The sequence below is a fragment of the Vibrio sp. 10N.247.311.51 genome (assembly GCF_041467855.1).
GTDB lineage: Bacteria > Pseudomonadota > Gammaproteobacteria > Enterobacterales > Vibrionaceae > Vibrio > Vibrio coralliirubri.
Window position 1 is genome coordinate 163,704 of the sequence record NZ_JBFSVK010000003.1, and the last position, 11,825, is coordinate 175,528.

The 11,825-nt window shown below is 45.5% G+C and carries 9 protein-coding genes and 1 pseudogene; 7 read left to right on the forward strand and 3 right to left on the reverse strand.

Going from position 1 to position 11,825, the window contains the following annotated elements:
* Nucleotides 1-428: 428 nt before the first annotated feature.
* Nucleotides 429-1,313 carry a LysR family transcriptional regulator gene (locus AB6E85_RS04715; RefSeq protein WP_017060836.1) on the reverse strand — a complete coding sequence of 295 codons (885 nt, stop codon included), beginning with the start codon at nt 1,311-1,313 and terminating at the stop codon, nt 429-431.
* 157 nt (nt 1,314-1,470) lie between these two features.
* On the opposite strand from AB6E85_RS04715, the gene AB6E85_RS04720 reads away from it, so the two are divergent.
* The 7 genes and pseudogenes from AB6E85_RS04720 (at nt 1,471) to AB6E85_RS04750 (ending at nt 10,981) form a co-directional block, all read left to right on the forward strand.
* A complete protein-coding gene (locus tag AB6E85_RS04720; RefSeq protein ID WP_004730412.1) occupies nt 1,471-1,869 on the forward strand; it encodes a RidA family protein in 399 nt (132 codons plus the stop codon).
* Nucleotides 1,870-2,068: 199 nt separating this feature from the next.
* Nucleotides 2,069-3,529 carry an aldehyde dehydrogenase family protein gene (locus tag AB6E85_RS04725; RefSeq protein ID WP_048611042.1) on the forward strand — a complete coding sequence of 487 codons (1,461 nt, stop codon included), beginning with the start codon at nt 2,069-2,071 and terminating at the stop codon, nt 3,527-3,529.
* Between the two features lie 182 nt (nt 3,530-3,711).
* Entirely contained in the window at nt 3,712-4,707 is a 996-nt protein-coding gene (locus AB6E85_RS04730) for a membrane dipeptidase (protein WP_372141655.1), read from the forward strand.
* 230 nt (nt 4,708-4,937) lie between these two features.
* A complete protein-coding gene (locus tag AB6E85_RS04735; protein ID WP_048608577.1) occupies nt 4,938-6,545 on the forward strand; it encodes a BCCT family transporter in 1,608 nt (535 codons plus the stop codon).
* A gap of 260 nt (nt 6,546-6,805) precedes the next feature.
* Nucleotides 6,806-8,607, forward strand: a pseudogene (locus tag AB6E85_RS04740) (hypothetical protein).
* A complete protein-coding gene (locus AB6E85_RS04745) occupies nt 8,604-9,341 on the forward strand; it encodes a DUF3726 domain-containing protein (protein WP_372141656.1) in 738 nt (245 codons plus the stop codon). Before AB6E85_RS04740 ends, AB6E85_RS04745 begins: the two are co-directional and overlap by 4 nt.
* Nucleotides 9,342-9,688: 347 nt before the next feature.
* The gene (locus AB6E85_RS04750) at nt 9,689-10,981 is read left to right on the forward strand and encodes an alpha/beta fold hydrolase (protein WP_372141657.1); all 1,293 of its coding nucleotides are present in this window, start codon (nt 9,689-9,691) and stop codon (nt 10,979-10,981) included.
* A 169-nt stretch (nt 10,982-11,150) separates the two neighbouring features.
* On the opposite strand, the gene AB6E85_RS04755 is transcribed toward AB6E85_RS04750, so the two are convergent.
* Both AB6E85_RS04755 and AB6E85_RS04760 read right to left on the reverse strand, forming a co-directional pair.
* Nucleotides 11,151-11,333, reverse strand: coding sequence for a hypothetical protein (locus AB6E85_RS04755; RefSeq protein WP_004730424.1), 183 nt, complete (start codon nt 11,331-11,333; stop codon nt 11,151-11,153).
* 264 nt (nt 11,334-11,597) lie between these two features.
* Nucleotides 11,598-11,825 carry a PAS factor family protein gene (locus AB6E85_RS04760; RefSeq protein ID WP_004730426.1) on the reverse strand — a complete coding sequence of 76 codons (228 nt, stop codon included), beginning with the start codon at nt 11,823-11,825 and terminating at the stop codon, nt 11,598-11,600.

Below are 11,825 nucleotides of genomic sequence, written 5' to 3' on the forward strand. Positions count from 1 at the left end.
CATGAATATTTAAGATGCTTTATCCTTGTGAAAATGAGGGTCTTTTTAGAAGGGAGCAGCGAGCTAAATTTTCAACTTATGATCTTATCAATTAAGATTATTCAAACACTTAGGTTCATTTACAAGTTGAATTGCGACGTATGATTTTGGCAGCGGTTAAGCTTGTTTGAGGCAATGATGGAAGATCTGGTTTTTCTGGAAAATTAAACGTACGTCGCTCCTTATCAATAAGCGAATATTTTTTATATTGTTGTCAGCTTGTCACTATTTGCGTGCGCGAGAGTGAAAATTCAGCGCCTAAATGTTGATGATATAGGAGTGAAATGGGGGACTGGGTGTGCGAGAAGCATGGTGCGGAGAAGAAACATCGAGTTTTGAGGAAGTAAATGGCAGCAGAGCGCTGCCTAATTTACTTAATCTAGGCTCAGTTATGACTCTTCATAACTGAGGTATTGAATACATAAGTCATGGAAAGCCTGTGCTTGTGGCGAGATCGTACGATCAGATAGTCTGAAAATGCCGATTTGTCGTTGCAAGGGTGGGTCAATTAGCGGAATCCACACCAAGCGGGTTTCATTGGTTGGGAAAGCCAGCTTAGGTAGCGTGGTCACGCCTATCCCGAGCTCTAAGACCGAAAACAGCGAGGTGATGTTCTCGACAGAGTACAGGGCTTGTTCGCTGAGCATTCGCGCGGGTGTTGGGTCCAGTAGGGTGCAAGTCCCGTTACGAATGAAGGGCTGCTTTAACAAGGTTTGCCATTCGATTCCTTCCCGTTGAGAGGCAATAGGGTTGTCTTTGAGGCACACCACACCGATAGGATCAGAAAGCAAAGGCGTGAAGTCGATGCTCTCTTCTTCTAAATGGGAGCTATTGCCGAGGGCAACATCCACCTCGCCAGAGAGTAATCTTGCTTCTACCCCTGCCGCATTATCATCAATCAAACTCACTTCTACATTCGGGTACTGCTCACAAAAAGCCCCTAAAACACTAGGGATTAGTTTTGCGGCTACCGAAGGCACGCTCGCTATTCGAACTCTTCCTTGTTGTCCTGCTGCCGCTGCGCGTAAGTCATTGTCTAATGCTTTGTAAACATTCAGAAATTGAATGATCTTTGGTAAACATATTTCTCCAAAAGGCGTCAGCGTCGATTTGTTGCCTGTTTCAAACAGTGGCTGGCCGAGTATTTTTTCCAACTCTTTTATCGAAGTCGAAAGTGCCGCTTGCGATCGATTTGCACGGTGAGATGCCGCTCGAAACCCACCTTCTTCGACAACCAAAACAAAATGTTTTAACTGTTGTAGCTTAATACTCATGGCGCGAATCCTTCTCTAGCCCTTGCTATACCTTACTTTTTGCAAGGTGATAGATTTTATTTATCAAATGCACAAAATTTACCGTTAGATTTATCAGTCGTCAAGGTGCAGTATTTAACCATCTTGAAACATAGTTGTTACAAAGTTGGATGGAATCGTGAACGCACAAACTAAAAAACACCCAGTAAAAACCGAGCTTTTCGCTTCAAAAGCACCCCTAGAGTGGGCAATCGTTAATAACGGCACTCTATACACCGCGCAGATTCCAATTGATGAAACTGGCGCAGTAGTAGAAGGCGGTATTGAAGCGCAAACGCGTCAGACTTTTAACAACCTTGTTCATACGTTGGAGTGTGCAGGCGAATCTATGGATTCCGTGCTGCAAGTTCTAATTTACGTGACAGACCGTGAATACCTAAAAACGGTAAACAGCGTATACGGAGAATACTTCAATGCACCTTATCCAAACCGTGCTGCGGTCGTCGTTGCAGGGTTAGCAAGAGAAGAAATGCTGGTCGAGTTCGTGGTTTATGCATCGGCGTCTCAACCTGAATAATTTGACTGTGAACTAAGGCTATTTGCGGATCAAAACTCTTTTGAATTAAAGCGGTTTATTGATACAAGCGATCGGGTTCACTTTAGATACAAAATGTACGACTTATTTTAGCAATTAATCACCTGAATATTAACAGTTTATTAATTAACCAGATGGTTGCCAGACTCAACCGCAACCTAACCGTTACAAGGACAGAATGATGACTCAATTACAGAATGTTCAAGCAGAAAACGCACTTTACATTGGCGGCGAATGGCAAGCGGGTGTAAGCACCGTAGCGAACATTAACCCATCAGATATTTCTGAAAACATAGGTAACTTCGCACAAGCAAGTGCTGAACAAGTTCAACAAGCGATTTCAGCGGCAAAGCACGCTCAACCAGAGTGGGAAAAAACGCCGATTGAACGCAAGCAAGCGGTCCTTCAAGCGATTGGTGATGAGCTGATTGCACGTTGTGATGAGCTGGGTACGTTGCTTTCTCGTGAAGAAGGTAAGCCTTTTGCTGAAGGTCGTGGCGAAATTTACCGTGCAGGTCAGTTTTTCCAATACTTCGCGGCTGAAGTGCTTCGTCAAATTGGCGACAACGCAGAATCAGTTCGCCCAGGCGTTTCTGTTGAAGTGACTCGTGAAGCCGTTGGTGTTATTGGCATCATCTCTCCTTGGAACTTCCCGACGGCAACAGCGGCTTGGAAAATCGCTCCAGCACTGGCTTTCGGTAACAGCGTTATCTGGAAACCAGCAAACCTAACACCAGCAAGTGCGGTTGCGCTTACTGAAATTATCCACCGTCAAGGTATCCCAGCAGGCACGTTCAACCTTGTTCTGGGTAGCGGTTCAACAGTGGGTGATGCACTGATCAACTCTAAAGAAGTGAATGGTGTGAGCTTTACTGGTTCGGTTGATACGGGTCGTAAGGTTGCCGCTGCTACAGCGCCAAATTTCGTTCGTTGCCAACTAGAGATGGGCAGCAAGAACGCACTAGTGGTTGCAGATGATGCGGATATCCAAACTGCGGTTGATGCAACGATTGCTGGTTCGTTCTCTGGCGCAGGTCAAAAATGTACAGCATCTTCTCGTCTCGTGGTTATGGATGGCATTCACGACCAATACGTTGAAGCACTGATCAAACGTATGAGCGAGCTTAAAGTCGGTCACGCACTGGAAGAAGGCGTGTTCATGGGCCCGGTAGTTGATGGCAACCAACTTGAAGCAAACCTAGGTTGGGTTGAGAAAGCACGTCAAAGCGGCGGTGAGCTAGCGTTTGGTGGCGAACGTTTGAGCATGCAACACGAAGGTTTCTACATGTCTCCAACGCTGTTCTTGAATACGAAGAACGATTGGGAAGTGAACCAAGAAGAAGTGTTTGCACCAATGGCAAGCGTGATTCGTGTGGCTGATTTAGAGGAAGCTATCGCGACGACCAACGATACTCGCTTTGGTCTAACGGGCGGCATCATTACTCAGAGCCTACGTACGAGCGCAATGTTCAAGCAACAAGCGCAAACAGGTTGTGTGATGGTGAACCTACCAACAGCAGGCACTGATTACCACGTACCGTTTGGTGGTCGCAAAGAGTCTAGCTTCGGTCCTCGTGAGCAAGGTCAATACGCGAAAGAGTTCTATACAGTAGTGAAGACGGCTTACCAGCGTCCTTACTAGATAGGTCTCTATTAATTGACGTTCTATTAATGAAAAGTGGCCTGATTCACAGAGTCAGGCCAACACCCAAACCAAAGCAGCAAACGAACTTAGACAAGTGATTTAACCCATTTTTGAAAACATGTTATTTGAGCGTGTTTTCAAAACCGAGCTAGAACACTGAGCTTTCAATAGGAGTGGTTATGTACCAGCAACGGATTGTTATAGATGGATTGCAATACTGCAATTGGAACAGAGAATATTTCCAAACACTAAAGGCGAGCGGCATTACAGCAGTTCACGCTACCGCGGTTTACCACGAGACAGCTCGTGAAACCTTATCTCGCTTTGCTGAGTGGAATTTAAGATTCGAGCAGAATGCAGACATTATCATGCCGATTCATTCAATGGCGGATGTTGAAACTGCAAAAGTGACCGGCAAAGTCGGCATTTTCCTTGGTGCTCAAAACTGTTCTCCAATCGATGATGAGATTGGTCTTATCGAAGTGATGCGCAAGCAAGGTCTTTTGATCATGCAGCTTACGTACAACAACCAGAGCTTATTGGCGACGGGTTGTTACGAAAAGAACGACACCGGTATCACGCGCTTTGGTAAGCAAGCGATCGAAGAGATGAACCGAGTGGGCATGATCATCGATATGTCTCACAGTGCGGAGCGTTCAACGCTTGAAGCGATTGACCTGTCTTCTCGTCCTATTTGTATCAGCCATGCGAACCCAACGTTTGCTCATGATGCACTGCGAAACAAATCAAACGATGTGATTAAAGCCCTAACCGCACGCGGTGGCTTAATCGGATTCAGCTTATACCCATTCCACCTACCAAACGGCAGCCAATGTACCTTGGAAGACTTCTGCCAAATGGTTGCGACGACAGCCGACATGGTTGGCGTTGAACACCTAGGAATTGGCAGTGACCTATGCTTAAACCAGCCTCAAGCGGTTCTAGAGTGGATGCGAAATGGTCGTTGGTCGAAGGCAATGGACTACGGCGAAGGTTCTGCAAACAACTCAGGTTGGCCAGATGCACTGCCTTGGTTCTGTGGTAGTTCGGGTATGGAAAATATTTATAACGGATTGATGCGTCATGGTTTCAGTGAGTCTGAAGCTGGGCAAGTCTTGGGAGAAAACTGGTTTAACTTCTTGAAAGATGGCCTAGAGCCGCAAAGCAAGGGTTAAGCGTTTCTCACTAGTCATCATCTAATAGGCAGCCTGTTAACAGACGTTCATTTAGTCAGTGCTGCTTTAATCAAATTCATTATTTAAAAGGAACAACGGTCTATTTCGCAACGCGGTAACCCAAACATGGATTAGCCTGCCCAACACAAAAAACAATAGGGCGGGTGTTAAATACACCCTTGTAGTCATCATTCAAATGACAGCTGCAAAGAAACCTCTGGAGTCAGAGTATGTCTGATTTAACCAATAGCGTGAAATCTTCAAACGTAAATGCGGGTCAAGCACACACAACAAGTAATAAAACAAGTAACACAAACCAGTCTGAATCAACTTCAGACAAATTAGGACTTACCAACCCAGCACTCTGGTACAGCGGCGGTTTTATCGCTCTGTTCGTAACGCTTGCTTTATTTGATGGCGAGCTGCTATCAAGCCTAGTAAACACAGGCTTTGCTTGGTCGGTAAAAGTATTCGGTCCTTATTGGCAAATGCTTCTTCTTCTGACTTTTCTTATTGGTCTTGGCCTGGCGGCAGGGCGAACAGGCAAGGTTATCCTAGGTGGTATTGCTAAACCTGAAATGGATGGCTTCCGTTGGATGGCTATCATCTTCTGTACGCTACTTGCGGGTGGCGGTGTATTTTGGGCGGCAGCAGAGCCTATCGCACACTACGTTAATCCACCACCGTTATATGGTGCTCAAGAGAACGCACAGCAAGGTGCAGTGAACGCGTTATCGCAGTCATTCATGCACTGGGGCTTCCTAGCGTGGGCAATTGTGGGCAGCTTAACGTCTATCGTAGTTATGCACCTTCACTATGACAAAGGCTTACCGCTTAAACCTCGTATTCTGCTTTACCCTGTATTAGGTGAAAGAGCACTGAAAGGCCATACAGGCGCACTGATTGATGCATGTTGTATTGTCGCTGTAGCGGCGGGCACCATCGGTCCTATCGGCTTCTTGGGCTTGCAAGTGAGCTACGCGCTGAACGAACTGTTTGGTATTCCAGATGGCTTCACAACACAGCTGATCATCATCTTGTTCGCTATCGTTCTTTACACACTGTCGGCATTAAGTGGTCTTAACCGCGGAATGCAAATGCTAAGCCGTTACAACGTAATTTTGGCGATGGCATTGATGGTTTACATCCTTATCTTTGGCCCAACGAACTTCATCTTCAATGGCTACATCCAAGGTGTAGGCAGCATGATTGATAACTTCATCCCGATGGCAACATATCGTGGTGACGAAGGTTGGTTGAGCTGGTGGACAGTATTCTTCTGGGGTTGGTTCTTAGGTTACGGCCCAATGATGGCAATCTTCATCGCACGTATTTCACGCGGTCGTAGTATTCGCCAATTGGTATCAACCATTAGCTTGATTGCACCGTTTGTTACTTGCTTCTGGTTCACGATTGTTGGCGGCTCTGGTCTTGCGTTCGAAATCGCAGATCCAGGCAGTGTAAGTAAAGCGTTTGAAGGTTTTAACTTACCAGGTGCGCTACTGGCGGTAACTCAGCAGCTACCAATGCCAATGCTTATCTCAATTCTGTTCTTGATCTTAACCACGATCTTCATCGTAACGACCGGTGACTCAATGACTTACACCATCAGTGTGGTGATCAGTGGTGAGACAGAGCCGAATGCAATTATTCGTACCTTCTGGGGTGTGATGATGGGGGTAACAGCGTTAATTCTGATTTCCCTAGGTTCTGGCGGTATTTCAGCGCTGCAATCCTTCATTGTTATTACCGCGGTACCGGTGTCCTTAATCTTGCTGCCATCACTTTGGAATGCGCCTCAAATCGCAATCAAGATGGCAAAAGAGCAAGGTTTTTAGAGAGCAGGTTTTTAAACAAATGGGCTCTTTAAGACAAGAGCTCTGTTAAACAAGAAACTGATCAAATAAGAACAAATCAGCCTTTGAAAGAAGGCTGATGCAAGATTCCGAAAGGAACAGAAAAACCGTACTGGTGAAGATACATCGGGCGGCACGTATTTAGGTCAATCGATCTAGTCAGGACAAATAATAAGGGGTGAGCTCGCTTACCCCAAATAACGTGAAAGCTAACCAACACACTGTAACAACGAATGCTTCAAATGATGGCAACGATCGGTTCTGAATGGCTAGCAAAATCCTATAACTATAAGGTGGTGAGCAAATGGATGCACATCGTTCTACCTACACTGAATCAGCACTACGTGACGCGACTGTCGTCATGGCACCGGAAAGACTAGGTGCAATGCACCAAACACGTATCAGCTTCGTTAGAACTCTGATTCGTAAAATGGCGCAGCAAGAATGGAAAGTGACGAAACATGAGTGGCAATTAGACGCTCAAGGTTTTGGTCATGTCATCTATAAGCTTGCGACGCCAAACCATGTTTATCATTTGGTTGTGTTCTGCGATGAGATTGCAGATGACGAACGAAATGACCGTGTAATTGCTGAAAAGTGGGACGTAACGTTTGCGCTTGTTCTTGGTGATGTTGATGTCGCCCTACTTGAAAGACTTCGTGCGAATGTACCGCTTCAAGAAGCAGGCCGTAATCCAAATAACGTGCTTGTGTTGGCGCGTGCAAACAAAAGCGTACGTGTGTTTGAACATATCGTTAGTCACTTGGCTAAAGGTGTTCAACCAACGCCAAAAGAACTGGCTGAAGTGGGTTACATCCTGCGAACGACAGCGGTATACGGTAATGGCAAATTTGGTATTGCTGACTTTAAAATCTTAGAGAAAAATGAAGATTTTAATCAGTCGTTTAGTGCGCAAATGTGTGCGGTTTATATGCTGCGTGAGTTCAGCCTAGATTGGGTTCATTACCTAGCTGAGCAACAGGGCGGTGAACAAGCGATTACCTTGCATAGAGGATTACAGCGTTACCTTGGTGTTGGTAATGCGACTGGTTTAGGCATGGCGCCATACCTTATTAACCACCCAAGTATTGTCGATCAATGGATGACAACACGTGAGCATGCATTGGCGGACGTGTTGGCTAGTCAGACCGATACGGCGTTGATCGAGCCACTACGTAGATACGTTAAAAAAGCGATTTGTCATTTAGAACAAGTTGTTACCATCAATGAAAACCAACAAGAGTTGAACAAAACCGCTGTTGATGAGTTAAAACACGCAGAACAGTCACTAGAAGCTTCTGTAAACCATTGCGATACATGGTCGCAGTTAGTTGAACAATCTAAGCACATGAGTATGGAAGCCCAAGAAATCCTTATCTCATGCTTGATGGAATTGTACCCAGAATTAGTGGACGCCCATCAAGAGCAAATGAATTGTAGCGAAACACTGTCGCTTCCTAGTGGCAAAAAGATTCAAGACCTATTGGTAGTGTTAGAAGAAAAGTACCGTTGGGCGATCACGACTGACTTTACGAAAGCAGAAAATAACTACTGGTTCTGGTATCGCTCTCAAGACAAAGAAGAGCCAAGGCTCGGTATTCGAGGCGAGGAACTAGGCGAAGAGCGCGAACTGCCGTTGGATATCGGCCGTCAAGCTTACCGTCTGTACCATGCTTTATTGCAATTCGCGCCAGAGCTTTCATTGGCTGAATTCCTTGTTAAACAACCGCAGCATCGTGCCATTGCGCGCCGTGTGTGGACGCTAGGTAACAAGGCGATGGGCGACATTCAAATGAACGTGCTGCACCAAGACTCGCCACCAATGCACTTGCTGCGTTGCAAGCTAGCAATGTTTGGTGCGACTAAGTTTGATCCTCGCTCAGACCGTTGGGTACGAGTGACGTTTTTCCAAGGTGCACCACTACTTGATGAAATTCATCAGGACGAATGGGTGTTCCCACTGTTACCGAGTGAAGCGGAGATGGCTGACTCAAATAAAGTTCCTACACATATCAACGCTCAACATGGAGGTAAATCGTTATGATCGTTTCTCACAATGAATTGGTAGCGGCCGTTAATAAAGCCTTTTTGGGTATGCGTCGTACATGTGGTGAAGCCGATGTGATAGCGAACATGGTGGCAGATTTACAAATGGTTGGCTTGGATGGTGTTCGTCATTTTAACAATGCGAGCAACTTTATGGGCCTAGAAGACGATTGCCCTGTAGACATCCAAGTGACAAGCGACAACACAGTTGAAGTGGACCTGCACAAGGCGAGCTTAGCGTGTCATCTTCCTGTGGTTATGGATTACGCCATTGAAAAAATGGTCGGCAAAAAGACACTGAAAATCGAGCTAAACAACTGCCATAACCGTTGGTTAGCGTACAGTGAGCTTGTGAAACTGGCAGCGAAAGGCATCGCGTGTACCGCACGTTGGGATAATGGCTCAAACCCTAAGAGCACCTTGTATGTGCTTAACCGTGGTTGCGTTGCACCAGAACTGTTTTTATCAGATTTGCCACTGACATCGGACGAACATATCCACAATATGACCATCGAACTTTCCGTCCAGGATTTCGATATCGAACGTTTGTCAGATGGCTACCAAACACACATTGAGTCGGAAGCGCTTTTTAAAACTCAAGAGAAAGCGTGGAACGATGGCATTGAAGTTGATGAGGCAGAGTGGGGCGCGTTGAAAGAAACCGCAACGGCCATTCTTGTCGAAAGCAGCCAACGCTCGATTCAAGGTGCAGGGGAGCTAACGACTTCATAATTTAGTGCTTAGTGCTTAGTGCTTAGTGCATCGATAGCATAATTGATAACACACGCTACAACAGATAAAACCAAAGAGCTTAACGTATCCTCACCTCGTTAAGCTCTTTTTATTTGTCTCCCGTTTTCATCATTCCTCTCAATAGACCGCCTCTTAAACCTCCTGTTTTGAAACAAGTTGTTACGCGTATAAAGCTAATTGGGCGATTTAATGAAGTACCTTCACATTCAGGCTCAACAAACGGTTTCATTTACAAGCTAGTATGCGTATCTTGCTAACTAGGGTGCCAAAGGGCACCGTTTTAATTCGTACCGATGACTTTAGAATCAGATAAAAAGGAATGAAGCGTGCAAGCTAACTTTATTGATGGAACCACCCTGTATCGTCAGCACTCGTTTGAGTTGCCACTTGATTATCAAGCCAAAGATGGACAACAGATCCAAGTCTTCGCACGTGAGCTGGTTGATCTCGCTAAAGATGGGCAAAAACTGCCGTGGTTGATCTACTTTCAAGGCGGCCCAGGTTTTCCTTCTCCACGCGTGAGTGGTCAATCGGGTTGGCTAAAGCGTGCATTACAAAACTACCGTGTTCTGCTGCTAGACCAACGTGGTACAGGCAACAGCACGGTTATCAGCCATGAAACCTTGGCGCATTTGTCTCCAGAACAACAAGTTGAGTACTTAACGCATTTCAGAGCGGACAACATCGTTCGTGATGCGGAAGCGATTCGTGAGCAGTTCGGTATTAAGCAATGGTCGACGATTGGCCAAAGCTTTGGTGGCTTCTGCACACTGAGCTATTTGTCACTGTTCCCACAGAGCTTACAACGTTGTTATGTGACGGGCGGTATTCCGTCTATCGAGCGAGAAGCTGACGATGTTTATCGTGCGACTTACAAGCGTGTAGAAGACAAAAACAGAGCTTTCTTTGCTCAGTTCCCACAAGCGCAAGCCACGTGCCGCGAGATCTCTGATTACCTGCTTAACAACGACGTAAGACTGCCAAACGGACAGGTGTTCACGGTTGAGCAATTTCAACTTATTGGCATTAACCTTGGTGGCGGTGAAGCGAACCTTCCTATGTACTTCACTCTGGAAAGTGCTTTTGTTGAAGTGAACGGCAACAGACAGCTGAGCTACAGCTTCCTAAACCAAATGCAGCAAGAGCAGGGTTACTTAACTAACCCAATTTACGCAATCTTGCATGAATCGATTTACTGTCAAGGTACAGCGTCTAACTGGTCTGCACATCGAGTTCGTGAGCAGTACCCACACTTCAACTACCAATCGGGCAGTGAGTTCTGGTTTACCGGAGAAATGGTCTACCCATGGATGTTCGATCAACTAGAAACGTTGAAGCCATTGCGTGAAGCAGCCAATCTATTAGCTGAAAAAGCCGATTGGGGTACTTTGTACAACGCTGAGCAGCTGAGCAAGAATACGGTTCCGATGGCGTGTGCGGTTTACGCAGATGACATGTACGTAGAGCTGGATTACACCCGCGAAACACTGGCTAATATTCCAAACTCGAAAGCGTGGATTACCAACGAGTATGAGCACAATGGTTTGAGAGTGGATGGTGAACGAATCGTCGATAAGCTAATGGCGATGGTTGATGCATTAGAAAACTTGCCAAAATAATCAACTTCTCTGCGTAGGTTATCTAGGTTAGAAGCTATCTACGTTAGAAGCTCTTTACGTTAGAGACAAGGCACGCCAGAAACAAGAAAACGCTGCATCCGTGCAGCGTTTTTTTTATGCCATCGAACTATTCGATTTAAGGAACTAGGAGGGGTAGCCCTTGAAGCCATTAAGGTTGGATGACGATATCTTGATTTTCAGTGGTCGATAAGCTGGCGCGGTTCTGTTCGATAAGCTGAGCCGCATAAGAGGGAGTCACAGCTTGAATTTCGCCTTTTGAACGAATCGTTAATGCTTCCCACGCATGATCACGGTATTTGCCTGTCTGTGTATATTCAATAAGTACTCTCATGATTCTTCCATCCGATGTGTGGTTAACGTGCTACTAACATTAGCGCCATTATTGTGGTTACACACCTGTTAAAAATGGAACATAAGATTAACCAAATGAGAATGCGTGTAACTTGAAAAACAGACCTAATTGCACTTATCTTACTTAACCGTATTTGTCGCAATTAACAGCATTTATCGTAACCAACCTTACTTATCGTAAATAATGTCCATAAAAAAACGCTGCACGATGGCAGCGTTAAAGTTGAGATAGGTTGAAGATTGCTTAGCTGTTTTCTAAGCCAACAATCTTGCGTGCAGACATCACTGCACTATCCAAATCGGTCAATCTACCAGCACTTGCTGGACCAAGAACTGATGAATACAAAGCCAACTGCTTCTCAAATGATAAATCTAATTGGTTATATAGATTTTGGCGGATTTGAGCGTGTTGCTGTGGCTTTGCGCTCGATAGGCCTTCCAACGTATCGTAGATGAGTGTAGTTGTATCCAT

Bases quoted from the DNA above. Each gene is read 5' to 3' on its own strand.
- AB6E85_RS04715 (WP_017060836.1), bottom strand. From the start codon at position 1,313: ATGAGTATTAAGCTACAACAGTTAAAACATTTTGTTTTGGTTGTCGAA.
- AB6E85_RS04725 (WP_048611042.1), top strand. From the start codon at position 2,069: ATGACTCAATTACAGAATGTTCAAGCAGAAAACGCACTTTACATTGGC.
- AB6E85_RS04730 (WP_372141655.1), top strand. From the start codon at position 3,712: ATGTACCAGCAACGGATTGTTATAGATGGATTGCAATACTGCAATTGG.
- AB6E85_RS04735 (WP_048608577.1), top strand. From the start codon at position 4,938: ATGTCTGATTTAACCAATAGCGTGAAATCTTCAAACGTAAATGCGGGT.
- AB6E85_RS04745 (WP_372141656.1), top strand. From the start codon at position 8,604: ATGATCGTTTCTCACAATGAATTGGTAGCGGCCGTTAATAAAGCCTTT.
- AB6E85_RS04755 (WP_004730424.1), bottom strand. From the start codon at position 11,333: ATGAGAGTACTTATTGAATATACACAGACAGGCAAATACCGTGATCAT.
- AB6E85_RS04760 (WP_004730426.1), bottom strand. From the start codon at position 11,825: ATGGATACAACTACACTCATCTACGATACGTTGGAAGGCCTATCGAGC.